The 24848-nt window shown below is 72.4% G+C and carries 21 protein-coding genes; 5 read left to right on the top strand and 16 right to left on the bottom strand.

Features of this window, described 5'->3' with window-relative positions; genetic code table 11:
• Window positions 1-71 precede the first annotated feature (71 nt).
• From DEJ47_RS20905 to DEJ47_RS20890, 4 genes are all read right to left on the bottom strand, one after another.
• Window positions 72-1280, bottom strand: a complete 1209-nt coding sequence (locus tag DEJ47_RS20905; protein WP_223828430.1) for an ABC transporter permease — start codon at window positions 1278-1280, stop codon at window positions 72-74.
• 14 nt (window positions 1281-1294) lie between these two features.
• Window positions 1295-1969, bottom strand: a complete 675-nt coding sequence (locus DEJ47_RS20900; protein WP_223828429.1) for an ABC transporter ATP-binding protein — start codon at window positions 1967-1969, stop codon at window positions 1295-1297.
• A 98-nt stretch (window positions 1970-2067) separates the two neighbouring features.
• Window positions 2068-3144, bottom strand: a complete 1077-nt coding sequence (locus DEJ47_RS20895; protein WP_150170525.1) for an efflux RND transporter periplasmic adaptor subunit — start codon at window positions 3142-3144, stop codon at window positions 2068-2070.
• Window positions 3144-3827, bottom strand: coding sequence for a hypothetical protein (locus DEJ47_RS20890; protein WP_150170523.1), 684 nt, complete (start codon window positions 3825-3827; stop codon window positions 3144-3146). The genes DEJ47_RS20895 and DEJ47_RS20890 overlap by 1 nt, the downstream gene beginning before the upstream one ends.
• A 154-nt stretch (window positions 3828-3981) precedes the next feature.
• Here DEJ47_RS20890 and DEJ47_RS20885 point away from each other — a divergent pair, with 154 nt between their 5' ends.
• From DEJ47_RS20885 to DEJ47_RS20875, 3 genes are read left to right on the top strand one after another with little or no spacing between them, the layout of a single operon-like run.
• Window positions 3982-4683 (top strand): response regulator transcription factor, encoded by a 702-nt coding sequence (locus tag DEJ47_RS20885; protein WP_150170521.1) that lies wholly within the window; start codon window positions 3982-3984, stop codon window positions 4681-4683.
• Window positions 4680-6161 carry a sensor histidine kinase gene (locus DEJ47_RS20880; protein WP_150170519.1) on the top strand — a complete coding sequence of 494 codons (1482 nt, stop codon included), beginning with the start codon at window positions 4680-4682 and terminating at the stop codon, window positions 6159-6161. The genes DEJ47_RS20885 and DEJ47_RS20880 overlap by 4 nt, the downstream gene beginning before the upstream one ends.
• 38 nt (window positions 6162-6199) lie before the next feature.
• Window positions 6200-6709: a GerMN domain-containing protein gene (locus DEJ47_RS20875; protein ID WP_150170517.1), complete on the top strand. Its 510-nt coding sequence runs from the start codon at window positions 6200-6202 to the stop codon at window positions 6707-6709.
• Between the two features lie 16 nt (window positions 6710-6725).
• Here the strand turns inward: DEJ47_RS20875 and DEJ47_RS20870 are convergent, their stop codons facing one another.
• Window positions 6726-7892, bottom strand: coding sequence for a DUF2786 domain-containing protein (locus DEJ47_RS20870; RefSeq protein ID WP_150170515.1), 1167 nt, complete (start codon window positions 7890-7892; stop codon window positions 6726-6728).
• Between the two features lie 64 nt (window positions 7893-7956).
• Window positions 7957-8799 carry a nitrilase-related carbon-nitrogen hydrolase gene (locus tag DEJ47_RS20865; protein WP_150170513.1) on the bottom strand — a complete coding sequence of 281 codons (843 nt, stop codon included), beginning with the start codon at window positions 8797-8799 and terminating at the stop codon, window positions 7957-7959.
• 192 nt (window positions 8800-8991) lie between these two features.
• Here DEJ47_RS20865 and DEJ47_RS20860 point away from each other — a divergent pair, with 192 nt between their 5' ends.
• Complete coding sequence (locus tag DEJ47_RS20860; protein WP_150170510.1) at window positions 8992-10725, top strand: bifunctional 3'-5' exonuclease/DNA polymerase; 1734 nt, start codon at window positions 8992-8994, stop codon at window positions 10723-10725.
• Window positions 10726-10790: 65 nt separating this feature from the next.
• Here the strand turns inward: DEJ47_RS20860 and DEJ47_RS20855 are convergent, their stop codons facing one another.
• The 8 genes from DEJ47_RS20855 to DEJ47_RS20820 form a co-directional block, all read right to left on the bottom strand.
• Window positions 10791-14036 carry an AfsR/SARP family transcriptional regulator gene (locus tag DEJ47_RS20855; protein WP_150170508.1) on the bottom strand — a complete coding sequence of 1082 codons (3246 nt, stop codon included), beginning with the start codon at window positions 14034-14036 and terminating at the stop codon, window positions 10791-10793.
• Between the two features lie 293 nt (window positions 14037-14329).
• Entirely contained in the window at window positions 14330-16492 is a 2163-nt protein-coding gene (locus DEJ47_RS20850) for an ATP-binding protein (RefSeq protein WP_399552237.1), read from the bottom strand.
• Window positions 16401-17231 carry a response regulator transcription factor gene (locus DEJ47_RS20845; protein ID WP_150170506.1) on the bottom strand — a complete coding sequence of 277 codons (831 nt, stop codon included), beginning with the start codon at window positions 17229-17231 and terminating at the stop codon, window positions 16401-16403. The genes DEJ47_RS20850 and DEJ47_RS20845 overlap by 92 nt, the downstream gene beginning before the upstream one ends.
• A gap of 199 nt (window positions 17232-17430) precedes the next feature.
• On the bottom strand, window positions 17431-18228 hold the full coding sequence (locus tag DEJ47_RS20840; RefSeq protein WP_223828428.1) for an SDR family NAD(P)-dependent oxidoreductase: 798 nt from the start codon (window positions 18226-18228) through the stop codon (window positions 17431-17433).
• A complete protein-coding gene (locus DEJ47_RS20835) occupies window positions 18218-18766 on the bottom strand; it encodes a cupin domain-containing protein (protein ID WP_150170504.1) in 549 nt (182 codons plus the stop codon). Before DEJ47_RS20835 ends, DEJ47_RS20840 begins: the two co-directional genes overlap by 11 nt.
• Before the next feature lie 131 nt (window positions 18767-18897).
• The gene (locus DEJ47_RS20830; protein ID WP_150170502.1) at window positions 18898-19803 is read right to left on the bottom strand and encodes a sulfotransferase domain-containing protein; all 906 of its coding nucleotides are present in this window, start codon (window positions 19801-19803) and stop codon (window positions 18898-18900) included.
• A 40-nt stretch (window positions 19804-19843) separates the two neighbouring features.
• Window positions 19844-20635, bottom strand: a complete 792-nt coding sequence (locus DEJ47_RS20825; RefSeq protein WP_150170500.1) for a class I SAM-dependent methyltransferase — start codon at window positions 20633-20635, stop codon at window positions 19844-19846.
• A gap of 146 nt (window positions 20636-20781) precedes the next feature.
• The gene (locus DEJ47_RS20820) at window positions 20782-21339 is read right to left on the bottom strand and encodes an adenylyl-sulfate kinase (protein ID WP_150170498.1); all 558 of its coding nucleotides are present in this window, start codon (window positions 21337-21339) and stop codon (window positions 20782-20784) included.
• Window positions 21340-21640: 301 nt separating this feature from the next.
• Between DEJ47_RS20820 and DEJ47_RS20815 the strand changes: the two genes are divergently transcribed.
• Entirely contained in the window at window positions 21641-22543 is a 903-nt protein-coding gene (locus DEJ47_RS20815; RefSeq protein ID WP_150170496.1) for a LysR family transcriptional regulator, read from the top strand.
• Between the two features lie 32 nt (window positions 22544-22575).
• Here the strand turns inward: DEJ47_RS20815 and DEJ47_RS20810 are convergent, their stop codons facing one another.
• Both DEJ47_RS20810 and DEJ47_RS20805 read right to left on the bottom strand, forming a co-directional pair.
• Entirely contained in the window at window positions 22576-24135 is a 1560-nt protein-coding gene (locus DEJ47_RS20810; RefSeq protein WP_150170494.1) for an MFS transporter, read from the bottom strand.
• A gap of 54 nt (window positions 24136-24189) precedes the next feature.
• The gene (locus tag DEJ47_RS20805) at window positions 24190-24552 is read right to left on the bottom strand and encodes a YybH family protein (protein ID WP_055563924.1); all 363 of its coding nucleotides are present in this window, start codon (window positions 24550-24552) and stop codon (window positions 24190-24192) included.
• Window positions 24553-24848 lie beyond the last annotated feature (296 nt).

The following is a 24848-nucleotide window of genomic DNA, read 5'->3' as shown; positions in this document are numbered from 1 at the left end:
GGCGGAGCGAGAAAGGGGAGCATGAGAGGGCGGGGTCAGAGGGAAGCGTGAGGGGGCGCCCGCGGAGCGGGTCACGTTGCGTTGAGCGCCACCGTCGGGTGCAGCCGTGCCGCCCGTACCGCCGGATAGAGGCCCGCCACCATGCCGATGACCAGCGTCGCCGCGAAACCCGCCGTCAGCGACCACGGCGGCACCACCGGTACCCACTCCCGGCTCAGCGCGAACGCGTACGTCGCCGCCGCCCCGAGCACCGCGCCCACCGCCCCGCCCAGCGCCGACAGGAGCAGGGACTCCGTCAGGAACTGGAGACGTATCGCCCCCTTCGTGGCGCCCAGCGCGCGGCGCAGACCGATCTCCGCGCGACGCTCCAGGACGGAGATCACCATCGTGTTGGCGACCCCGACGCCCCCGACGAGCAGCGCCACAGCGCCCAGGCCGAGCATGAGTGCCGTCAGGCCCTCGTCCGTCGCCGCCTTCGCGGCCAGCGCGTCCGAGGGGCGCGAGACCTTCACGGAGCCCTCGTCACCGGGGCTGACCGTGCGGGCCAGGACCTCCCGTACGTCCTCCACCGTGCCGTCGGGCGACCGCTCGAAGATCATCGACGGGTGTCCGTCGAAGCCGAAGTACTTCTCGGCCGCCGGAAAGCCGACCAGCGCGACGCGGTCCAGCGTCGGGACCAGCTCGACCGGCTCCAGGATGCCGACGACGACCACGTACGAGTCGCCCATCATGATCTTCTCGCCGGGGGCCCGGACGCCGAGCCGTTCCGCCGCCACCGAACCGAGAACGGTGACGGGAAGCCGCTCGCCGGCCCGGTCCAGCCACCGGCCCTGCCTTACGCGCGCGTTGAGGGCCGTCAGGAGGTCGGTGCGGGCCGCCTGCGCCGTCACGCCCGCCGTCCGTTCCTGGGGGACGACATCACTGCGACGGATGCGGGTGTCCACGTTCCCTGTGGCCGTGGCGTGCCGGACCGGACCGATGCGCTCCACCATCGCCACCGCCGACTTGGGCAGCGGCACGTGCCGGCCCACCGCGTCCTTGCCCGCCTCCGCGGTGAGGAGGTTCGTGCCGAGCCGGTCGAGCTTCGCCATCAGGTCCGACTTGCTGGACTGGGAGAGGCCGACGACCGCGACCATCGTGGCGATGCCGATCGCGATGCCGAGCGCGGAGAGGACGACCCGGGTGCGGCGGGCGCGCAGGCCCACCGCGCCGACGCGCAGGATGTCGCCGGGTGAGAGGCGGGCGGGCTTCACCCGGTCCCTTGCCCTTTCTCCTGTCATCGGTCCTTCTTCGGTCATCGGGCCGCGTCCGTCACGATTTCGCCGTCCCGGAAACGGACGCGGCGCGGCAGGGCGGCGGCTATGTCGTGGTCGTGCGTGATCACGCAGACCGTCGTGCCGGTCGCGTTGAGCTCGTGGAGCAGCTCCATGACCACCGCGCCGGACGCCGTGTCCAGGGCGCCCGTCGGCTCATCCGCGAGGAGGAGGGACGGCTCGCCCACGAGTGCGCGGGCGATCGCCACGCGCTGCTTCTCGCCGCCGGACAGTTCGGCGGGCCGGTGGCCGAGGCGGTGGCCGAGCCCGACCCGTTCCAGCGCCGCGCGGGCGCGGGCGCGGCGCTTCTTGAGGGGCACGCCCGCATAGAGCAGTCCGTCCGCGACGTTGTCGACCGCGTCGCGGCCCGCCGCGAGGTGGAAGTGCTGGAAGACGAAGCCGATGTGGCGGGCGCGCAGCGCCGACAGGCGGGCATCGGAGAGTGCGCCCACGTCGTGGCCCGCGACGCGGACCGTGCCGGACGTGGGCTTGTCGAGCGTGCCGATGACGTTCAGCATCGTCGACTTGCCGGAGCCGGATGGCCCGACGATCGCGAGGAGCTCGCCCGCGCGGACGGTGAGGTTCACGCCGCGCAGGGCGTGGACGCCCCCGGCGTACGCCTTGGTGACGTCCCGGAGTTCGACCAGGGAGGTCACATGCTTCGTAGTCGCATGCTTCGTAGTCGCATGCTTCGTAGTCGTGCGCTTCGAAGCCGCATGCTTCGTAGTCGCATGCTTCGTAGTCGTGGGTTTCGTCATGGCGTCGCCACCCCGACCTTCGTCCCCTCCGTGATGCCGGAGCCGCTGACCTCGATCCTGCCGTCGGCGGTCATGCCCGTCTTCACCCGCACCATGCGCGAGGTGCCGCCGCTGACCGTCTGGAGGCCGTAGCCGCCGTGCGCGCCGCGCAGGGCCACCACAGCCTCCACCGGGACGGTGAGGACGTTCTCGCGGGACTCGCTCACGAACTTCACGGTCGCCGTGGCCTTCGCGTCCTCGCCCGCCGCGGCCGACCGGCCCCCGTCCAGCGTGACCTCGACCGTGATGCCGTCGCCGGACCCGCCTCCCCCGGCCCCGTCCTGCTCCTCCGGTCGTGCCGTGCCCGAGACGCGGCCCGGTTCCGTTCTGCCGCTCGGCAGCGTGACCTCGACCTTGGTGCCCCGCGCGGTCAACTGCGCGTCGGACTCGTCGAGCTCGGCGCGTACGACCGGCTGCGTCGAGGCGACCGTGAGGACCGGACCGTCGGGTCCCACCTGGTCCGCGAGCGCCGCGTCCGCGGAGACCACCTTGACCCGGTCGGGCTGGAAGACCACGTCTCCCTCGCCGACCCGGCCCGTCGGTGTGCGGTTGAGGGATTTCTGCCACCGTTTGACGGCGGCCTCGGTCGCGGCGTCGTAACGCGGGTCTACGTAGAGGCCCGTTCCGTAGCCGAGGGCGGCCAGGTTGCGCTCCAGCTGGAGCACGTCGCTGCCGCGATCGCCCGCCTTCATCTCCCGGAACGCCGGTACGGGCCCGTACATGAGCGTCACCGGTTTGTCGTCCCGTTCGTAGAGGGTCTCTCCGCGCGCGACGGTGGCGCCCTCCCGCGCGGCGACCGTCACCGTCCCCTCGACCGGCGACTTCACGGCACGCCGTCCCGCGAAGTCGATCTTCCCGTCGGCCGTCTCGGACCGCACGAGGTCGGTGCGGGTGACCTCGGCGGTGGCGGCAGGGGGCGCGGCGTCCCCGCTTCCCGCGCCCGACTCGTCGGAGGTGACGGTGAGGAGAGCGGCCCCGGCCGCCGCGGCGGTGAGTACGGCCGCGCCCAGAAGAAGCCCCGTACGGCGTCGCATCACTGCATTCCGTCCAGGCCTTCGAGGAGCTTGTCCTTGCAGGCCTCGCGGGCCGCCTTGTACGCGGGCGAGCGGCGGTCCATCGACGGGTCCGTCGGGTTCGGCTCGCCGCCCGGCATGACGTTGCCTCCGGACATGGTCGGGTTGGCGAACTTCGTCATGCCGTTCTCCCGCATGCACGTGGCGTGCGCGAGCATCGACTCGTAGTCCTTCTGGGCGTCGCGCTCGGGCTCCAGGTTCATGGCGGCCCGCAGCTCGGGGGCACAGACGCCGTCCTTGCCGCCCTTGTACTCCTCGCCGCCCCCATCCGGGTCGACGAGCTCGTCGATCTTCGGCCAGTCGAGGTAGCCGCTCAGCAGGGGGTCCGGGTAGTCCTTCAGACCGGCCTTGGAGCGCATGCACTGGACGTACTCGAGCTGGGCGTCGTAGAAGGCACCCTTGCCCGCGCCCTTCCCGTCGGCCTCGCCCTTCTCCTTCGACTCGTCCTCGCCCTTGCCCTGGCCCTGCGCGCCGGACTCGTCGGGCACCGAGGCGACACCGGCGTCCTTCGCCCCACCACCGTCGCCGTCCCCGTCACCCCCGCAGGCGGTCGAGAACACCAGGACGGGGAGGGCGACGAGGCCGGCGAGGCGGAGGCGGCGCCGGGCGGTCGCGCCCGTTGCCGTGTGGGAGCACTTGTTCATGGCCGCAATGTGCCGCCGCCACATGGTGGCCGCTGCACGGGCGCGTGATGGACGCGTAACGCCACATGATGAGCACGTAACAATGCCCCGTCCGGCGTGGATCCCCGCCCCGACCCGCCCTGAACCGGGCAAACCCTCGCCCATAATCGTCGGCATGCCCCGAGTCCCCCACGTCCTGCTGATCGAGGACGACGCGTCCGTGCGCGACGGAATGGAGCTCGTGCTGCGCCGTCACGGGTACGCCGTCGACACCGCCGCCACCGGTGAGGACGCCCTCGCGCTGCTCGCCAGGCCCGCGGGGCAGGACATCGAACTCGCCGTCCTCGACCTGATGCTGCCCGGCATCGACGGCTTCGAGGTCTGCCGACGGATCCGCGCCTCGGGGTCGACGATCCCCGTCATCATGCTGACCGCGCGCGGCGACGACAGCGACATCGTGCGGGGCCTGGAGGCGGGCGCCGACGACTACGTGGTCAAACCCGTGACCGCGCCCGTCCTCGAGGCGCGGATACGGGCGGCGCTGCGGCGGGCCGAACCGGTGCGGGTGCGGCCCGGCGAGGACACGTACGCCGGACTCGTCATCGACCGTGCCGGACTCACCGTGTCCAAGCGCGGCACGCCGATCCCGCTTCCCCCCACCGAACTGAGGGTCCTGCTGGAGCTCTCCGCGTCGCCGGGGCAGGTGTTCAGCCGCGAACAGCTGCTGCGCTCGGTGTGGGAGCACGACTTCCTCGGGGACTCGCGGCTCGTGGACGCGGCGGTCGGGCGGCTGCGCGCCAAGATCGAGGACGTGCCCGCCCGGCCGGTGTTCGTGCAGACGGTGCGGGGCTTCGGGTACCGGTTCGGGCCGGTATGAGACGGGGATCCGGGCCCCGAAAGGACGCGCCGAATCCGCGGGCGCCGTGGAAGGTGTGGGGCGGGCTGCGGGGGCGGCTCCTCATCGGGTTCGTGCTCGTCGCGGTCGTCAGCGCGGTCACCGCCACCGGGCTCGCCTACCGCGAGTCCCGCAACGCCGTCCTGGAACGCAAGCAGGACGCCGTGCGCACCGACTTCAGGAACCGCGTCGACCAGGCCGCCGCCGACCTCGCCGTGCCGCCCGACGAGGTCTCCCTCACCCGCTTCGCGACGGGGATCGCGGACGGGCTCGGGGACACGGTGGTCGTCGCCGAGTACCGCACGCTGCGGGCGTCGTCGGACGCGTCGGCCGACCGTACGCGGATCTCCCGCGCACTCCGCGACGCCGTCCGCACCCACAACCGGATGAGCCTCCAGCGGGTCGACCGGCACGGCAGCCCCTACCTGGTGGTCGGCACGCCGGTCACCTTCGACTCGGGGACACCGTCCGGGCTCGACGTCTACGCCATCAGCTCGCTGCGCGCCGAGCAGGACGACACGGCGGGCATCCTCGACGCGGTGCGGGACGGTCTGCTGCCGGTGCTGCTGCTCACCGTCGCGCTCGCGCTGCTCGCCGCCCGCACGGTGCTGCGACCCGTACGGGAACTGGGGCGGGCGACCCGCAGGCACGCCGCCGGGGACCTGACCTCGCGGGTCACCGTTCCGAAGGGCCGGGACGAACTCGCCGACCTCGCACGGGACTTCAACCACACCGCCGAGGCGCTCGAAACGTCCGTCGCCGAGTTGCGCGAGCAGGAGGCGAAGGCGCGGCGGTTCGTCGCCGACGTCTCGCACGAGCTGCGGACACCGCTCGCCGCGATGACGATGGTCGCCACCGTCCTCGACGAGGACGCGGACCGGCTCCCGCCGGACGCGGCACACGCCGCCCGCACGGTCAGCGCTGAGACGGCACGGCTCTCCCGGCTCGTGGACGACCTGATGGAGATGTCCCGCTTCGACTCGGGCGCGGCACGCCTCAACGTCGGCGAGGTCGACCTCGCGGGGACGGTGCGGAACACGTTGGCGCTGCGCGGCTGGACGGAACGGGTACGGGTCGAACTCCCTGACGGCATACGGGCGGTGGTCGACCCGCGCCGCATCGATGTGGTCGTCGCGAACCTCGTCGGGAACGCGCTGCGGCACGGGGCGGAGCCGGTGACGGTGACGCTGGCGGCGTCGCCCGGGGGCGACTGGGTGACGGTGGAGGTCGCCGACCGCGGTCCGGGCCTCGCCCCCGACGTGCTCCCCCATGTCTTCGACCGCTTCTACAAGGCGGACAGCGCGCGGACCCGCTCGGAGGGCAGCGGTCTGGGCACGGCCATCGGGCTGGAGAACGCGCGGCTGCACGGGGGCACGATCGAGGTGGCCAACAGGCCGGACGGCGGCGCGGTGTTCACACTGCGGATGCCGTGGCGGCGCGGAGAAGGGGCCGGGGGATGAGGGGAAGGGGCCGGGGGGAGCGGGGAAGGGGCCGCGGGATGAGGTACGTACGCGCGGGCCTGTCCGCGGTCCTGGCCGGACTGGTCCTCGCGGGGTGCGGGGTGCGGCCCACCGGTGTGGTGGACGCGGGCGAGGCGGCGGGCGGGCTCACCAAGGGCCTGCGGATCTACTTCGTCTCCGAGACGGGCCGGCTGGAAGGGGTCACCCGTACGCGCGCGGTCCGCGTACCGGCAGACGTCATCAAGCTGTTGATGTCCGGCCCCTCGAAGGCGGAGCAGCAGGCCGGGCTGACCACGCTGGTGGAGGGCGGCCGGTTCGACGTCACGGGCAAGGGCGACCACCTCACGGTGAGCGTCCCCGACATCCTCCTCGACCCCACCGCACTGGACGACCGCAACCTCACCGGCCAGCTCGTGTGCAGCCTGGCCCGCGCGCAGGCGGTCCTGGACAAGCGCGGGCGGACCCGGCCGGACGACGTGCGGGTGACGGTGCGGGCCGCGGAGGGCGCGGAGTCGGGCCCGTACGTCTGCTCGGACTTCTTGAAGTAGAGGCGTGGGCGCCGGGTCAGGGCAGTGCGGGGCCGCGGTCGCGCGGGGTGACGTGGGCGCGGTCGGCGGCGGCCGTGCCGTGGTGCCAGCCCTCGGCGTCCGTCACTCCTCGTACGCGCGTCGTGGTCGTCTCGGGGAACATCCGCTCCGCGTGGTCCGTGACGGCGACGTCGCGGGCGGCGAGGACGGGGAGCAGCGCCGCCGCGTCCCGGGACGCCTCCGCCGCTTCGGTCGCCGCCTCCCGCACCGCGTGCTCGCCCGCCTCCGCGAGCCGGCCGCCGATGCGGTGCGCGTACGCCATCAGGAAGGCCTGCCGGAACGTCTTCGTGCGCTTGCGTCCCGCGGCGCGCTGCCCGGCCTCCGCCCTGGTCATCGCGGCGGTGCCCTGCACGAGCAGGGAGGTGTGGAGAAGCTCGACCGACTCCAGGTCGGCGTCGAAACCGACGACGGTCGAGAAGCCGTACGCCTCGTTCCACACCGCGCGGCAGTGGTTCGCGGCGGCGACGGCGTCGAGCAGGATCGCCTTCGCCGTCTCGTACGGGGCGTCCACGCCGATCCGGCACGCCGTCGGGACGTCCTTCGCGCGGGTGCGGGCCGCGAGCAGCGCGTCGTCGAGCGAGTGCCGTGCCATCAGCTCCTGCGCCTTGGCGGTGAGCGCCTCGGCCTCCTCCGGGTAGCCGGTCGCCTCGGCCTTGGCGAGGAGGGCGCGGATACGGGTGAGCGTGCGGGGCTCGCCGTGGACCGGTCCCGGGACGGTGTCGCCGGGCAGGGGGCCCGCCGGTTCGATCGGGGGGAGGCGCAGGAGGAGGCGGTACAGCTGGAGGTGGACGGTGGCGCGGGTGAACCGGTCCCTGTGATCGCCTCCGGGCCCGGTGTTCGCGTCGAGGTCGGCGAGCTGGGCGGGCCAGCGGGGCGGCAGATGGGCGTAGCGGGCGGTCTGGGCGCGGATGAGGTCCGCGGCGAGGCGTACGTGCGGGTCGTCCAGGTCGCGTCGGACGAGACGCAGCACATCGGCGGGCTGCCAGCCGTGCCGCCAGGCCCTATGCAGGTACTCCTCCCCGCGTCTGCGCAGGTCGGCGTCCGTTTCGGGGGCGGCGGCGAGGAGGGACGCGCCGGTGTCGAGACCGTCGTCGCCGTCGCCGTACAGCGCCGCCGCGAACGCTCTGTCGATCACCGAATCCATGGGATCAGGGTAGGCGGCGCGGGCGGAGCGACCCCACCCGCTCCATCCACAGGCTGTGGATGGATCAGCTGTCGCCGCCCTCGTCGATCAGCCGCCGCACCTCACGGTCCACCAGGCCGAGCCGCGCCTCCGCGACGAGCGGTACGGCGCGGCGCTGTCTGCGCGCCTCGTGTACGTCGATGTCGACCGTCACCAGCCCCGGCTCCCACTTCGGGGCCTGCGCGACGACCGTGCCGCGCGGGTCGACGACGCGGGAGCCGCCCCAGAAGGAGGCGCCGTTCTCGTTGCCGACGCGGTTCACGAAGACGACCCAGCACTGGAGCATGCGGGCGGTGTACGAGAGCAGTGTGTCCCAGTACAGACCGGTGTCCATCGCCTCCGGGTCCAGGCTCGCCGCGCTGTTCGTCGGTACGACGATGACCTCGGCCCCGTCCTGCACGGCGAGCCACGGCAGCACGGGCTGCCAGGCGTCGTTGCAGACGAGGGTGGCGGCGCGGCCGTGCCCGCCGGGCAGATCGTACGCGCGCAGGTGCTGGCCGGGGCTCACGTGCTTGCGTTCCTCCCAGGCCAGGTAATTGGGGAGGTACAGCTTCCGGTGCACGTGGAGGAGGCGGCCGCCCGTGTAGTACGCCGCGGTGTTGTACGCGCGCAGGCTGGTGTGCTCGTGGAGGCCGACCAGGACGTCGGGGCCGCCGGGGGCGGAGAGGGCGAGCAGGCGCGGGTCGTCCGTCGTGACCGACGTGTCCTTCTTCAGGCCGCCCAGGTGGTAGCCGTGCAGGCTCAGCTCCGGGAAGACGACGAGGTCCGCGCCCTGGGTCGCGGCCTGGGCGATGTGGTCCCGTGCGGTGTCCAGGTTCCGGCCGATGTCTCCCAGGGCGCAGTCGGTCTGTGCCAGCGCGACTCGCATGCGTTGAGCTTCGCAGTGGGTCTGCGGCCGCGCGAGCGGGGGTCCTCCGGACGGGGCGGGGTCACAGGCCCGCCGCTTCGCGTCGGGTGCTTGCTCCCCACCCGCCCACTCGTTCGCCCCGCACCGTCCAGTGGGAGTAGGGGTGTCCCCCGGTCCCCGCCCGATGTCAGTGGTGGGTGCGAGACTCCGTGCATGGGTGGTCAGCGGTGGGTCGTCGCCGTGGGGGAAGGACGGGGCGCCGACCTCGTCCCCCTCGGCAGCGACGCCCTGCCCGCGGGCCCCGCCGTCCGGGAGCCCGACCTCGCCGAAGCCGTCCGCTCGCGCCCGGACGTCGACCGATGGGTCTGGCGGTCCACCGCCGAGATCTATCCCCGCCTCCTCGCCGCCGGCGTCCGCGTCCCCCGCTGCTACGACATCGAGGCCGCCGAACTCCTCCTCCTCGGCCACGAAGGCCGCCTCGGCGAGCCCCGTTCCGCCGCCGCCGCGCTCGCCCGGCTCCGCAACACCCCCGTGCCGCCGGACCCCCCGCCCCGCGCCGCCGAGCCCGGCACACAGGACTCCCTCTTCGAGCCGCGCCCCGGCGGTGTCCCCGTCACGGTCGACGACCTCGTCGAGGTCCACGCCGAGCAGCAGCGAAGACACGACGCCACCGCCCACCCCGGCCGGATGCGGCTGCTCACGGCCTCGGAGTCCGCGGGCATGCTCGTGGCCGCCGAGATGAACGCGGCGGGGCTGCCCTGGCGTGCCGACGTGCACAGGCAGCTCCTGAACGAACTGCTCGGCGAGCGGTACGCGGGCCGGGGCGAACCCCGCCGCCTCGCCGAGCTCGCCGACGACGTGTCCGCCGCGTTCGGCCGCCGCGTCCGCCCCGATCTGGCGGCCGACGTGGTGAAGGCCTTCGCGCAGGCCGGCATCAGGGTGAAGTCGACGCGGCGCTGGGAGCTGGAGGGGCTCGACCACCCGGCGGTGAAGCCCCTGATCGAGTACAAGAAGCTGTACCGCATCTGGACGGCCCACGGCTGGAGCTGGCTCCAGGACTGGGTGCACGACGGACGCTTCCGCCCCGAGTACACCCCGGGCGGCTCCGTCAGCGGCCGCTGGACGACGAACGGCGGCGGCGCGCTGCAGATCCCGAAGGTCATCCGCAGGGCCGTCGTCGCCGACCCGGGCTGGCGGCTCGTCGTGGCCGACGCCGACCAGATGGAGCCGAGGGTCCTCGCCGCGATCTCACGGGACCGGGGCCTGATGGAGGTGGCGGGCAGCGAGGAGGACCTGTACACCCGCCTCTCGGACCGCGCGTTCTCCGGCGACCGCGACCACGCGAAGATCGCGCTGCTGGGCGCGGTGTACGGGCAGACGTCGGGCGACGGCCTGAAGAATCTCGCCGCGCTGCGCCGCCGTTTCCCGCTGGCCGTGGCGTACGTCGACGACGCGGCGAGGGCGGGCGAGGAGGGCAGGCTCGTACGGACCTGGCTGGGCCGGACGAGTCCCCCGGCGGCGGGGGCGGGCGAGGACGACGAGGCGGGCATCCCGCAGGAGGAAGCACCGAGCGGTCCGGGCAACCCGGGTGACTTGGGCGGATTCGGCTCCGGCGACGGGGAGTTCGTTCCCGGGTACGCCTCCACCAACGCCCGTGCGCGGGGCCGTTTCACGCGCAACTTCGTCGTGCAGGGCAGCGCGGCGGACTGGGCGCTCCTGATGCTGGCCGCCCTGCGAAGGACGATCGCGGAGGGCGGGCTGCGGGCCGAGCTCGTGTTCTTCCAGCACGACGAGGTCATCGTGCACTGCCCCGCCGAGGAGGCGGAGACGGTCGCGCTGGCCGTGCGCGAGGCGGGGGATCTCGCGGGCCGGATCGCGTTCGGGGAGACACCGGTCCGCTTCCCGTTCACCACGGCGATCGTGGAGTGCTACGCGGACGCGAAGTAAGTGGAGTGCTACGCGGACGCGAAGTAACAGGTGGCCGGTTGCCAGTTGCCAGTTGCCAGGCAGCGCTACTGCGCGAGCAGGGTCCTGAGTTCGTCCGCCACCCTGCTGTCCGTGCCGTCCAGCGCCGCCAGCGCCGTCCGCCACTGTTCGTACGCCTCCTCCTCGCGCCCCTCCGCCCGGAGGAGGAGCCCGCGCTGGTGCCCGGCCAGGCCCGTCATGTGGGTGTCGCCGCGGTGTTCGGCGCGGTCGAGCAGCGCGGCGCACTCGTGGGTCGCGTCCGCGGTGCGGGACAGTCCGCGCAGGGCGCGGACCAGACCGAGGCGGGCCTGGGAGGCGCCGTGCCAGTCCTCGTACTCGCCGTGCAGTCGCAGGCTCTCCTCGAAGTGGCCGAGGGCGGCGGCGGGTTCGCCGAGGGTGAGGTGGGCGTAGCCGATGTTGCAGTGGGCGGACTGGCGTACGACGGCGTGCCCGAGGGTGTCGCCGATGGCGAGGCTGCGTTCGTGGTGGGCGATGGCGGCGCGGGCGTCCGTGTGCTCGTACAGGTTGCCGAGATGGCTGAGGGTGATCGCCTCGCTGAGCGGGTCGGCGAGTTCCCTGGCGAGGTCCAGGCTCCGGTGGAGGGACTCGGCGGACTCGGCGTGCCGGCCGAGGCCTTCGAGGAGGAGGCCGCGGTTGTTGAGGCCGCGGCGTACGCAGGACACGTAGCCGAGTGTGCGCCAGAGGGTGAGGGCCTGGTCGTTCAGGGCCAGCGCCTCGCTGCTGCGGCCGGACATGAAGTGCACGCCCGCGGCGTCAGTGAGGGCCTGCGCCTCGGCGGCGGTGTCGCCCTGGCGGCGGGCGGCGTCCAGGGCGAGCGTGCCGAGTGCGGCGAGTTCGGTGAGTCGGCCGCGGCGCTGGAGGTACGGGAAGAGACAGCGGACCAGGACCGGGAGCAGGCCCGCGGAGTCGGAGTGCCGTTCGGTGAGGGCGAGGACGTTGGCGAGTTCGGTGTCGCCCCAGGCGAAGGCGGACTCGGCGGTGAGGGGCGGGCCCTCGTCGGGGGCGGGCAGGCCGGGGCGCGTCAGCGCGGCGTCCACGCCGCGGAGGCGGTCCGTGCGGTCGAGGCCGTCCGGGAGGATGGCGAGGAGGGTGCGGCGGGCGCACTCCGCGTACCACCGGAAGGCTTCCTCGACGAGGCCCGCCCCCGTACCCATCCCTACGGGGCCGGTTCCCCTGCCCGCCCCCGTCTCCATTGCCTTGCCCGTCTCCGTGTCCGTCGCCGTGCCCGTCTCCGTGGCCGCGCCCGCCGCCGTCTCCCTCGCGAAGTCGCGTACGAGGTCGTGCGGGGTGTAGCGGCCGTAGGACGTCTCGTCGAGGAGGGCGACGTCGACGAGGCGGTCGAGGGCCGCGCCCGCGCGCAGTTCGTCGGTGCCCAGCAGGCGGGCCAGGAGCGGCACTCCGTACGTGGGGAGGTCGAGCGCGCCGATCCGGGCGAGGGCGCGGGCCGCGTCGCGGTCGGTCTCACGCTCGGAGGTCCGCAGGGCGTCGAGGGCGACGGCGAGCGAGCGGCGCACGCTCAGGTCGTCGTACTCGAGGTGGTGCAGGCGGCCACCGCTGACCTTGAGGAGTTCGGCGAGGGCGTCCGGGGTGAGGGCACGCCGGGCGGCGAGGCGGGCGGCGACGATGCGCAGGGCGAGGGGGAGACGGCCCGCGAGCTCGACGAGGGGGTGCCCGGCATCGAGCCCGGCACGACCGGAGACGGCGCGCAGGAGCGCGGCGCTGTCCCCGTCGGAGAGCGGCTCCAACGGGAAGCGTTCCGCGCCGTCGAGGGCGGTCAGCGGGGAGCGGCTCGTGACCACGACCGCGCACCCGTCGCCCGCGGGCAGCAGGGGCCGCACCTGTGCGGCCGTGGCGGCGTCGTCGAGGACCATGAGGGTGCGGGTGGGCGCGAGCAGCGACCGCAGCAACGCGCTCGCGGCGGCGGGGTCTTCGGCGCCGTCCCGGGCACGCCGGGGTTCGGCACCGAGGTCGCGCAGGAGCGTGGCGAGGGCCTGGGAGGGGGTGAGCGGGGTCATGCCGGGGGTGGCGCCGCGCAGGTTGACGTAGAGCTGCCCGTCCGGGAACTCCGCGCGCAACGCGTGCGCGACGTGCACGGCGAGAGCACTCTTCCCGACCCCGGCCATCCCGGACACGACAGCGACGCGTGCCCCGCCGCGCAGGGCGCGCCTCAGCTCCCGCACGGCCTCCTCCCGGCCGGTGAAGTGGGCGGGAGCAGGGGGCAATTGTGCCGGGCCGGTGATCTCGGCGGGGCCGGTGGTTTCGGCGGGGCCGGTGGACTCGACCGACACCGTGGCCTCGTCCGACACGGTGGACTCGTCCGACACGGTGGACTCGTCCGACACGGCAGCAGCAGACGCTTCCGGCTCCGTCGCATCAGGCTCCGCAACCCCCGCCGCCGCCTCGACAGTTACAGGCACCCGCACCGCAGGCACCCGAGCCGCAGGCACCCGCACCGCAGAAGCCCCAGCCGCAGGCACCCGCACCGCAGAAGCTCCAGCCGCAGGCCCAGGCACAGCCGCCCGCCCCCGCAACACCTCCCGGTGCGCCTCCCGTACCGCCTCCCCCGGCTCCGTGCCGAGTTCCTCGATCAGGCGGCGGCGGAGTTCGCGGTGGACGGCGAGAGCCTCCGCCTGGCGGCCCGTGCGGTGGAGCACCAGCATCAGCTGGCGGTGGAAGACCTCACGGAGGGGGTGCTCCGCGACCAGCGCCGCGAGTTCGGGTGCCAGCGCCGTCAGCCCCGTGCCGAGTTCGAGTTCGGCGTCGTACCGCCACTGCAGCGCGAGGAGCCGCGCCTCTTCCAGGCGCGGTACGAGCGGGTGGCCGTCCAGCGAGTCGGGGAGCCCGCTCAACGGCGTGCCGCGCCACAGCGCGAGCGCGTCCGTGGCGCACTCCGCCACCCGCGCCCAGTCCCGCTCCGCGTGCGCCGCCCGCGCCCGTGCCACGAGGCGCTCGAAGACCCGTACGTCCAACTCGTCCTCGCCGACCCGCAGCCGGTACCCCGGCGGAACCGCGTGCAGCCGCCCCGGGTCGTCCAGGAGCCGCCGCAGCCGCGTCACATGGTTCTGGAGGGACGCCTGCGCCGAGACGGGCGGGAAGTCGCCCCACAGGGCGTCCTTCAGAGCGCCGAGGGACACGACGCGGTCGGGTTCGAGGAGGAGCGCGGCCAGCAACGCGCGCCCCTTCGCACTGCGCACGGGATGCGGCACGCCCTCCGCGTCGTACACGGCGGGAGCCCCGAGCAGACCGAACCGCAGTCCGCACCGCTCGCTCAACGCCTTCTCCCCGTGCCATGTCGCGCCGTGTCGCGCCCGGTCGCGCCGTACCGCAGGACCGTTGGCCACATGTTAGCGATCTGTTGGCGTGGCCTGATGTGATCTCTTCATCGGACCTGGCCCGCCGGTACTCGCGCACAGCGCGTTGCTCGGGGGAGTGTCGCCGCCGCGGCTGGGTCCGGGGGCAGAGAGAGCCCCGGTCGGCGGAGGTGACCGACCGGGGCTTTCGCCCTGCCCTGCACGCGGTCACCACGTGCTCCCCACCACGCCCCACCACTCCCGCGTGCCCGCCCTCACCCCACCGGCAGCCGCACCGTGAACAGCGAGCCCTTCCCCGGGACGCTCTGCGCCGACACCGCTCCGTCGTGCGCCTCCACCAGTTTCCGCACGATCGACAGCCCCAGCCCGCTGCCACCCGTCGCCCGCGTCCGCGACTTGTCCGCCCGCCAGAAGCGGTCGAAGACGTGCGGAAGGTCGGCGGCCGCGATTCCCGTACCCGTGTCGGCGACCTCGATCAGCACCGCCTCCGGCGTCGTACGGCAGCTGATGCGGACGCTGCCGCCCTCCGGGGTGTGACGGACGGCGTTGGAGACGAGGTTGCCGATCGCCTGCCGCAGCCGCAGCGGATCGGCGGTCACCCACGGGTCGCCGAACGCCGTGGCCCGGAGCCGTACCCCCGCCCCGTCCGCGCGCGCCTGGTGCGCCGCCGCCACCTGGTCGGCGATCTCGGCGGCCCGCACCGGCTCGCGGTGCAGCCGGAGCGTTCCGGCGTCGGCGGCCGCCAGATCCTGGAGGTCGTCGACGATGTGCTGGAGCAGCAACGCCTCTTCGAGGAGCGAGGTGACCAGTTCGGGGTCGGTGTCGACGACCCCGTCCTCCGCCGCCTCCAGCCAGCCGCGGATGTTGGACAGCGGCGTACGCAGCTCGTGGGCCACGTCGCTGACCATGGCCTTCCGCTGTTCCTCCAGGGCCGTGCGGTGGGCCGCCATGTCGTTGAAGGCCTCGGCGAGTTGGCTGATCTCGCCCGCGGACCGCGTGGCTCTCGCCGGGACCGGTTCGCTCGACTCCCCCGACTTCATGCGCCGTGTCGCGGCGGTGAGCGCGCGCAGCGGCCGGGTCAGCCGGGTCGCGGCCAGCGCCGTGACGGCCACCGTGACGGCCAGGACGGCCGCGGCGAGCCCGGCGAGACGGATGGTGTTGGCCCGCGAGAGGCTGAAGGCCGGGGCGCTCCGGGTGCCGTCGGAGCTGGTGATGAAGAGGAGCGCGGGCGACGAGACGTAGGGGCCGAGCTGTTCGCGGCGCGCGGTGTCGACGCAGGACGCGGTGGCGGCGGTGGTGGACTCCGGACCGACGGACCCGGCGCCCGGCCGGATCGCCGTGGGCTCGCCACCGGGCCGGACACCGCTGTCGGGCTCGCCGGGTACGTCGGGTACGGCGCGCTCCGCCACCGGCATCGACGGTACGGAGGCGGCGACCGGCTTCGGACCGCCCCGCCCCTCCAGGTCGAGGCCGACCGGCACGGGGTCGAGGCCCTGCCGCTTCAGACAGGCGCCGGTCAGGGCGTTGAGCTTCTTGAGGGCCTTCTGCTCGGTCTCGGTGGGCATCTCCAGAGGAGGCGTACGGCACTGGGAGCGCAGGAATTCGCCCGGGTCGTGGTCGAGGCGGACGGTGGGGCGGCCGCCGGGTCCGACGACGACCCGCGGAGTCATGCCGAGGTCCGTGAGGCAGGCCGCGCGCCGGTCGGCGGCGTCCTTCAGGCGCGTACGCTCCGTTTTGGTGAGCCGGTACGGGCCGACCGCCCGCGGGTCGATGCGGTCGGCGGCGCCGGCGGTGCCTTCGTCCGCCGCGGTCTCGTCCGTACGACCCGGGGCGAGCGCGCTGTCGACGGAGAGCGGGTCCAGGACGGCGGAGGCGGTCGGGGGGAGGGGCGCGGCGGACTTGGCGTCGGCTTGGGGGGTGTCGGTGGCTTCAGGGGTGTTCTTCAGGTCTCGCCCGGCCTTGCCTCCGGCGGATGACGCGGGGCTGCCCGAACCCCCTTCCTTTTCGGCGCCGCCCCGTCCCCGCGGGGCCGCCGAGTCCGCGATGACCTTGCGTTCCTGCGTGGTGAGGGCGATGCGGCGGCCGGTCTGCCGGGACAGTTCGCGGACGGCCCCGTCGGCGCCACGCCACTGCGGGGAGGTCGCGCCGACGCCCAGGAGCCTGTCGTAGATACGGGCGTCGTCGGCGAGAACCTGTCCCTGTTCCTGCCGCAGCGCGCCGGACGTGGTCTGCGCCGCGAGCCACGCGGTGGCGGCGATGGAGCCGATGGAGACCAGGACGGATACGGCGAGCAGCCGGGCCAGGAGGCTCTTGCGCAGCGGAACGTCACGCGCCACGCGTCGCCCCCGCGCCGGGGCCGGCACCCGCAACGACACCAGCACCAGCACCAGCACCAGCACCAGCGTCCACACCTGCACCCGCGCCCGCACCCGCGCCCGCGCCCGACCCCGCCAGCTTGTACCCCACCCCGAACACCGTCAGAAGACGGTCGGGACGCCGCGGGTCGGACTCGATCTTCTTGCGGAGGTTCAGCACGTGCACGTCGACCGTGCGCGCGGATATGTAACCCGACGACCCGTGGATCCGGTCGAGGAGCTGCGGGCGCGTGAAGACCCGGTCCGGCTCCTCCGCGAGGGCGGTGAGCAGGTCGAACTCGCCCGGCGTGCAGTCGACGTGCCGCCCGTCGACCGTCACCTCGTGCCGCAGCGGGTCGACGACGAGGCCGCCGACCCGCAGGATCCGCCGGTCGGTGCCGGGCAGCGGCGGGTGGATGCCGCCCGCGCGGCGCAGCAGGGTCCGGACCCGGGCCATGAGTTCGCGGGGACTGTACGGCTTGGTGAGGTAGTCGTCGGCGCCCGTGTCGAGGCCCACGAGGAGGTCGTCCTCGGTGGTGCGGGCGGTCAGCATCAGGACCGGGAGGCGGGTCAGCTCGGCGGGACCGTTGCCGTCCCGGAGGAAGCGGGTGACTTCGAGGCCGTCGGTGCCCGGCATCATCACGTCGAGGATCAGCAGGTCCGGCAGCCTGCGCCGCACCTCGGCGAGGGCGGCTGACCCGTCGTGGACGACGGCGACCTCGTGGCCCTCGCGTTCCAGGTAGCGGCGGACCAGCTCGGCCTGTTTCTCGTCGTCCTCCGCGACCAGGACAAAAGCGCACATGGCGTCGAGGATAGGCACGGCCCGACGGATTCCGGTGGGGCAAATGGGATCGCGACGGCGGCCTGACAGGATCCTCACAAGTTGCTGCGAGGCTGCCCCGGCCCGCGCCAGGCCCTTTTCGCCCCGACACCGCGGGACGCGCCCTGCACCGCGAGACGTACGAACACGCACGGCCCTGCGCACGCCGCACGCGCCCGCGCTACCAGGTCGGCCGCGCCCCCACCCCTCCGTCCACCACCAGATCCGTCCCCGTGATCCAGGACGCCGCGTCCGAGGCGAGGAACACGCACGCGCTGCCGATGTCCTCCGGCGTGCCGAGCCTGCCGAGCGGTGCCGCCCTGCCCCACCGCTCCACGCCCTCGGGCCAGTCCCCCGCGAGTCCCGGCCGGTCGATGAGGCCCGGCGAGACACTGTTGACGCGGATGCCGCGCGGTCCGTACTCCAGGGCGGCGGAGCGGGCGAACATGATCAGGGCGGCCTTGGACGCGCTGTAGTGCGCGTGACCGGGTGCCGGGTGCGAGCCCTCGATGGACGCGATCTGCGTGACCGTACCGCCGCCGTCCTGCTCCCCCATGACCTCCGCGGCCGCCTGCGTGCAGCAGAACGCACTCGTCACGTTCGCCTCGGACAGCTCACGCCAGTCCGCCGCCGACATGCCGGCCAGTTCCTGCAAGGGCTGGATCCCGGCGTTGTTGACCAGCGCGTCGAGCCGTCCCCGCCAGGCCCGCGCCTCCTCTACCAGGCGGTGGCACTCCTCCTCACGCGTGAGGTCCGCCGGTACGGCGACGGCGTCACCGCCCGCCGCGACGATCCCCCCGGCCACCTCCTCGGCCCGCTCCTTGCCCCGCCGGTAGTGCACGACGACCGCCGCGCCCGCCTGCGCGAACCGCCGGGCGATCCCGGCGCCGATCCCCCCGCTGGCCCCGGTGACCAGCGCGACCCGGCCGCCCAGCCAGGGCAGCGTCTCGTCCCGCGGCGAACCCGCCTCACTCACCACGTCCGGCACCCTCCTTGTCGTCACCCGAAGTCATCCGCAGCGGCTCCCCCGCCCGGCACAGCCGCCGGATGAGCCCGGCCCGCCCCGGATACCGCGCACTCAGCTCCTCCGCGTCCCCGCCCTCGTAATCCTCCTCGACGAAACCGGGTGCCATGGTCGTCCCGAACAGCGCCCAGCCGTGCGGCCCGCCGCCGACCGGGACGTGCGCGCCCATCCACGTGCCCGCGGGGACGACCAGCTGCACGGCGCCCCCGGGCCCCAGGACGGCCGTGCGGTCGCTGCCGTCGGGGGCGAGGAGGAGCAACTCCAGTGCGTCGCCCTCGTAGAAGTGCCAGACCTCGTCGGTCGGCAGGCGGTGCAGGGCGGAGAAGTCGCCGGGGGCGGTCGTCAGGAGCACGATGATCGCCGAGCCCGCGGGGCGCCCGGACGCGTCGGGTGGTCCCGCCCAGGTCCGCCGGTACAGTCCGCCCTCCACCGGCAGCGGCCGCAGCCCGTGCCGGGCGGCGACCTCCTCAGCTGTCAGCACTTTCTCGACCATGGTCGATCGCTCCCCACCCGGTGGCCGTCATAACCGCGGAGGCTGCCTCTCCCGCGCCGGACAGCAGAGCGGCGGAGGGCCGGGTCACGTGACGGATGACCCGGCCCTCTCCACTGCTCGCGCGTACGCGGCTACTTCGTCGGCGTCGCGTCGTACCCGAACCGCGCCGCCGTGGCGACCAGACCCGGGTGGGCGAAGCGTTCCGCCAGGTCGCCCTCCCCGATCCACTCGCGCCACTCGCCCACCTGACCGCGCCGCATGATGCGCGCGTTCTTCGTGGTGTCGTCCTCGCCCGCGGACGCCGCGTCCTCACGGGCCCGCATCGCCTTGAACGAGCTGCGTTCGGCGGCCTGCTCGACGACCTCCGGCGGCACCGCGAGCCCCAGCGCCGCCAGCATCGCGGTGATGGCGCCCACGGGGTGGGACTTCAGGTCCTCGAACCGTACGACGGCGAACTTCGAGAAGTCCGGCGCCGCCTCCAGCCAGCTCCGGTAGAAGCGGGCCCAGCCGGGGATCGAGGGCTCCCCGTCCCCGAGCCTGACGCGGTCGAGGAAGTCGGGGTAGGTGAGCTTCCCGATCATGTCCGCGGCGTCCGGTATCCAGGAGCCGCCGAAGGACGAGAACCACTTGTACGACGAGTAGATGGTGTCGCGCGGGTCCCGCACCACCAGGATCGCGGAGTTCACCGAGGACTCGGCGAACACCTCGGGGTAGAAGTGCGTCTTGATGAACCTCTTGGCGACGGCGCCGCTCGCCGCCCGGTCCAGAGCGGCCTGGCTCTTCTCGGACGTGGCCGCGAGACGCTGCCGGTAGTAGTCGAGACGGCTCTCCACCGACTGCGACGCGCCGTCCGCCTCGTTGGGCGACTCGACATACGGGTCGAGGTAGTCGAAGCCGAGCTCGAACACGATGTTGGCCACGAGCGCCTGCCCGGAACCCGGGTCACCGGCCACGACGATGTCGTCCTCGCCCAGCAGGCGCGCGCTGCGCCGCGCCAGCTCGTCCGGGCGCAGTTCCCGGGCGGAGTCCTCGGTCATGTCAGAAGTCCTGTCTCTCGTCAGTCCTGTCGCTCGCCGGTCACTTCTTGGCGCGGGCCGCGACCGCCCTGGTCAGGTAGGTGACCTCGAGCTTGTCCGCGTCCGCGAGGCGCTCGCGGATGTAGTCGAGGAACTGCTCGAACTTGGCGTCGCCGAGCTGGACCCGCACGTCGTTCACCGACTGCCACAGGCCGATGTAGTGGTCGACGGTCTGCTCGACGGAGTGCCGGCCCTCCAGGACGACGACGTCGTCGAAGCGCGGGCTGGCGTTGAACTTGTCCGACAGCTCCTTGATCATCTGCGGGTGGGCCGAGGTGATCCGCTTGCGCTCGCCCATCAGGCGCTTGAGCTCGTTCTCGATGTCCACGAGGACCGGATTGACCTCGATCAGCCGCGGGTTGTAGAGCGCGACGAACCAGCCGCCGGGCCGCAGGACGCGGCAGAACTCGGCGGTGCCCACCTCGAAGTCCACCCAGTGGAAGGAGGACGCCATGCTGATCAGGTCGGCCGAGTTGTCGTCGAGCCCCGTCTCCTCGCCCTTTCCGGCACGCCAGGAGATCGAGTAGCCCTTGGAGTCCGAGATGCCTTCGGCCCGCATGTTGTCGTTCGGCTCGACGGCGGTGACCGAACGGAATCCGCCGTCCGCGACGATGCGGGTCCACAGACCGGTGCCGGCGCCGACGTCGACGGCGTCGAGCTCGGCGGCCGGGCGGCCCACGAGTCCGATGAGCGCGTCCCGCACCGAAGTCGCGTACCCCTCGCGGTACTTCGAGTAGTCCTTCGCCAGGTCGGTGAAGTCTCCGTGCTTGAGCTTGGTGGTCGACGTCGTCATGCGGCACAGCTCCTTATGAGTTACCGAAAAGATTCAATGGAACGCCCCACTGAAACGCTTCAATGAAACGTTTCGATGAAACACTGAGATCTGAATTACGCAGGGAAAGCCCGAGCGCCACGAATAAGCGACGCGAATACGCTCCGCTAGGCCACCCGCGCCGACAAACGATCCTCGTGCGCGAGGCGAATCATCGTGGCCGCGGCCTTCGGGTCGACGTCTCCGTAGTTGGTGACGACGAGATCCGGGTCGGTCGGGAACTCGGCGGACTGACCGATTCCGACCACGTCTTTCTCGTCGTTCCCGCTGTAGACGCCCTTGCTGTCGCGTCGCTTGAGTTCCTCGACGGGCACGTCGAGCAGCACCTCGAAGTAGTCGGGCTGGTTCTCCCGGTTGTGCCGCTGCACCTCGTGGAACAGCGAGATGGTCGCGACGACCACGAGGTGCCCCTGCTCCGCGAGCAGCTGCGAGAGGCGCGCATAGGTCATGGACGTCTTTATCCGGCTTTCGCGGTCGAATCCGGAGGTCATCATGGACAATGCCGTCCGCACCTCATTGCCGTCGAGCAGAATCGGCTGGTGTCCGCGCTGGTTCAGTTGACGGACCAGTTCACGGGCGACCGTCGTCTTGCCGGCCTCGGCAAGCCCGGTCACCCAGATGACCGCGCCGCCGGAATCGGCGCCTCCAACTCCCGTGGTTCCCATGGATGGCTCCCCTCGATGGACGTACGGTGGCCCGTTCGGCGCGGACGAACTCTTCACAGCACGACGGCACTGCTGTAAAATTCCTCAGAAAATTTTGGCACGCCGAAAAAACTCAGCATGCATGACTCGGAAAACCTCGAGTATCCCCGTGAAGAAAGGCCGCTGCCCGGCCGTTGATTGGTCGCCCTTTCCCGCGCCCCACTCGGTCGAGCGGACACTGATCGAGCGACCCCGTCAGTATTGTCCCGGCGTTTACCGGGCGTCCAATATCTGTTCGTACTGAAGCCTAGATCGGTCAGTTATGGAGATACGCCAACTCGAGTACTTCGTCGCTGTCGTCGAGGACGGCAACTTCACCAGAGCGGCGGCCAGGTTGCATGTGACGCAGCCGGGAGTGAGCGCGCAGATCCGCAGGCTCGAACGGGAACTCGGGTACGAACTGCTCGACCGGTCCGGACGCACGGTCCGCCCCACCGCGGTCGGCGAGGCCCTGCTCCCCTACGCCAAGGCCGCGCTCGCCGCGATCCGCGACGCCAGACTCGCGGTCGACCAGGTGGCGGGCCTGCTGCGGGGCCAGGTGAACGTCGGCATGGTGACGGTGGTCGCGACCCTGGACGTGCCCGGCATGCTCGCGGAGTTCCAGGCGGAGCACCCCACCGTGGAGGTCGCGCTGCGCCAGGGCAGCACCGACGACCTCGTCGACGCGCTGAAGGACGGTGAACTCGACATGGCCTTCCTCGGGTTGGCCGGCGAGCCCCCGTCGTTCCTGCGCACGGAGGTCATCCTGGCCGACCCGCTCGTCGCGGTGCTGCGCGCGGACGACGAGTACGCGGAGCGGGAATCCGTGCTGCTCAAGGAGCTCGCGTCCCGGCAGTTGCTCTCGCTGCCGAGCGACAGCGGTACCCGGCGTCAGCTCGACGCCTCCCTCGCCATGGCCGGCATCGACGCGCCCATCGCGTTCTCGGCGAGCGATCCGCAGGTCCTGGTGGACATGGCCGCGCGCGGGTTCGGCGTGGCGATCCTGCCGCGGGGCGCGGTGCGGCCGACCGACGAGGAGCTGCGGCTCGTCCCGTTCGCCGATCCGGACATGCACGGCCGGCTGTATCTGGCGTGGCCCGACGACCGTACGATCGACCCCGCGGCGCAGGCGGTCATCCAGCACGCGCTGGACCGCATTCAGGCCCGCCCGCACTCGGGAACGTAACCCCACGCTCTACGCCGGGCGCTGAGGTTACGTCACTTCACGGGCTGCGGCTCGCCCGTCTCGACGCCCGCGTCCTGCGGCGGCGGCTTGGCGGCCAGGAAGTCCTTCGCGCGGATCAGGAAGAAGGAGAAGACCGCGCCCGCCAGCGCGAGGACACCGGTCATGATCAGGAGGTCGTTGAGCGCCTCGGCGTAACCGGAGTGCAGAGCGGTGGCGACCTGGTCGCGCAGCGGCGCGGGCACCTTCTCGTCGAGGCCCGATACGTTGCCGTGCTCGACGGCCGCCGCGATCGCCGGGGCGCTGCCCGCCAGTTCGGGGACGCCCGACAGGTTCCGCAGGACGTCGTCGTGGAGCGATGCCGTGAAGACGGAGCCGAGCACCGGGATGCTGGCCGCCATGCCGACCTGCCGGAAGGTGATGTTGATGCCCGACGCGGTGCCCGACCGGTCCGGCGTGACCACGCCGACGGCGGTCGACGCGAGCGGCGGGTTGACGATGCCGCTGCCGATACCGGCGACGACGAAGCCGGGGATGAGGTGGGTCCAGCCGCTCGACGCGTCGTTCCCCGACATGAGGAGCAGGCCGATGCCGACGAGGAGGAGACCCGGTCCGATCAGCCACTTCACCGGCAGCTTGCTGCTCATGCGGCCCGCGAGGGTCGACGCGACGAGGGCGCACACGCTGATCACGAGGAGCCGGACGCTGGACTCCAGGACGGAGTAGCCGAGTCCGTTCTGCAGGTAGAGGACCAGGTAGAGAAGCATCGCGAACAGCGAGCCGTTCATGGTGAACGCGGCGATCGAACCGCCCACGAACGTCGGGGTGCGGAACAGCGACAGGTCGAACAGCGGTTCCGCCGAGCGGAGTTCCACGATCAGGAACGTGACCAGGAGCAGGACCGCCGCGCCCAGCCACATCACGACGTCCGTGTTGCCCCACTCGGTCTCACCGGCCTTGATCAGACCGTAGATCAGCGCGACGAGACCGCTGGTGAAGAGGACGAAGCCCGGCCAGTCCAGCTTGAGCCTGCCCCGCGACGGCGACTCGTCGACCTTCCACAGCGTCACCAGGATGGCGAGGATGCCGATGGGGATGTTGATGAGGAAGATGCCGCGCCAGCTGATGTGGGCGGCGATCAGCCCGCCGAACACGGGCCCGAGACCGGAGGCGAGACCCGTCACGGCGCCCCAGACGCCGAACGCGACGCCCCGCTCCTTGCCGGCGAAGGTCCGCGCGAGCAGCGCCAGCGAGGTGGCGTACATGACGGACCCGCCGATGCCCTGCGCGGCCCGCGACAGGATCAGCATGAGCGGCGAGGAGGCGATGCCGCAGAACAGGGAGCTGACGGTGAAGACGGCGAGGCCGACCAGGAACAGCTTGCGGTAGCCGAACCGGTCGGCCAGCGAGCCGCCGACCAGCAGCGCCGCGGCGAGGGTGAGCGAGTAGGCGTCGACCACCCACTGCGCGTCGGCGAAGCTGCTGTCGAGCCCGTCCTGGATCTGCGGCAGGACGACCGTGACGATGGTGGCGTCGAGCAGGAGCATGAAGGTCGACGCGCAGACGACCACCAACGTCCACCATCGTTTGGCCATGACGGGTCTCCCCCGATACTCGATGCTCGACAGTCGATACGCGGCTGGTCTCGGTTACTTGGGCTGGATGAACTCGGGCTGGTCGAGGATGCGCAGCCACGAACCGTCGGGCTGACGGCGCACGACCTGGGCGCGCGCACCGGTGCCGTCCTTCGGCGGGGTGGACGTGAGCGCGATGTCACCGTTGATCAGAGTCGGAAGGGGCTCCTCCGGCTCGAACTTCGGGTTGCGCGTCATCGCCATCTCCCACAGCTTGCGGATGGCCTCGCGCCCCTGCGTGATCTGCCCGGGCGGGAAGGCGACAACGGCGTCCTCCGCGTAGAGCTCCGCGACGCCGGTCGCGTCGCCCTTGTTGGCGCGCTCCACGAACAGACGCGTAATGTCTTCCGGCTTGTATGCCTTCTCATATTCGGACACAGGGGGGCCTCTCGTTCAGAGCTGATTTCCAGCACCGACCAGCTTGGTCGCGCGGAACTGACAAGTCCAACTCCCTTTGGTTCTGGTTACTAGAAGCAATGGATCTGGTTCGCGCCCGGTGTGCACATGGGTTGCGCCTGTCCGCTGCCGCGGGGGCCCCGCGACAGCGCGACTGAGGAATTCCTCAGTCGCCACCCGGGCGACGGAGCCGCGTCCCCCGTACGCTCACTGGCTTCCCGCCCCACCGCCTCTCGGCCCGTGTCCTCACCGCGCCCCTCCCGACCACCCACCGCAGA

Origin of the sequence: Streptomyces venezuelae (assembly GCF_008642355.1) — a bacterium.
Classification (GTDB): domain Bacteria; phylum Actinomycetota; class Actinomycetes; order Streptomycetales; family Streptomycetaceae; genus Streptomyces; species Streptomyces venezuelae_B.
This window is presented reverse-complemented; position numbering and strand designations above follow the sequence as displayed.

Bases quoted from the DNA above. Each gene is read 5' to 3' on its own strand.
- DEJ47_RS20890 (WP_150170523.1), bottom strand. From the start codon at position 3,827: ATGAACAAGTGCTCCCACACGGCAACGGGCGCGACCGCCCGGCGCCGC.
- DEJ47_RS20860 (WP_150170510.1), top strand. From the start codon at position 8,992: ATGGGTGGTCAGCGGTGGGTCGTCGCCGTGGGGGAAGGACGGGGCGCC.
- DEJ47_RS20830 (WP_150170502.1), bottom strand. From the start codon at position 19,803: ATGACCGAGGACTCCGCCCGGGAACTGCGCCCGGACGAGCTGGCGCGG.
- DEJ47_RS20895 (WP_150170525.1), bottom strand. From the start codon at position 3,144: ATGCGACGCCGTACGGGGCTTCTTCTGGGCGCGGCCGTACTCACCGCC.
- DEJ47_RS20875 (WP_150170517.1), top strand. From the start codon at position 6,200: ATGAGGTACGTACGCGCGGGCCTGTCCGCGGTCCTGGCCGGACTGGTC.
- DEJ47_RS20870 (WP_150170515.1), bottom strand. From the start codon at position 7,892: ATGGATTCGGTGATCGACAGAGCGTTCGCGGCGGCGCTGTACGGCGAC.
- DEJ47_RS20820 (WP_150170498.1), bottom strand. From the start codon at position 21,339: ATGGGAACCACGGGAGTTGGAGGCGCCGATTCCGGCGGCGCGGTCATC.
- DEJ47_RS20825 (WP_150170500.1), bottom strand. From the start codon at position 20,635: ATGACGACGTCGACCACCAAGCTCAAGCACGGAGACTTCACCGACCTG.
- DEJ47_RS20845 (WP_150170506.1), bottom strand. From the start codon at position 17,231: ATGTGCGCTTTTGTCCTGGTCGCGGAGGACGACGAGAAACAGGCCGAG.
- DEJ47_RS20810 (WP_150170494.1), bottom strand. From the start codon at position 24,135: ATGGCCAAACGATGGTGGACGTTGGTGGTCGTCTGCGCGTCGACCTTC.
- DEJ47_RS20905 (WP_223828430.1), bottom strand. From the start codon at position 1,280: ATGACAGGAGAAAGGGCAAGGGACCGGGTGAAGCCCGCCCGCCTCTCA.
- DEJ47_RS20880 (WP_150170519.1), top strand. From the start codon at position 4,680: ATGAGACGGGGATCCGGGCCCCGAAAGGACGCGCCGAATCCGCGGGCG.
- DEJ47_RS20885 (WP_150170521.1), top strand. From the start codon at position 3,982: ATGCCCCGAGTCCCCCACGTCCTGCTGATCGAGGACGACGCGTCCGTG.
- DEJ47_RS20835 (WP_150170504.1), bottom strand. From the start codon at position 18,766: ATGGTCGAGAAAGTGCTGACAGCTGAGGAGGTCGCCGCCCGGCACGGG.
- DEJ47_RS20815 (WP_150170496.1), top strand. From the start codon at position 21,641: ATGGAGATACGCCAACTCGAGTACTTCGTCGCTGTCGTCGAGGACGGC.
- DEJ47_RS20865 (WP_150170513.1), bottom strand. From the start codon at position 8,799: ATGCGAGTCGCGCTGGCACAGACCGACTGCGCCCTGGGAGACATCGGC.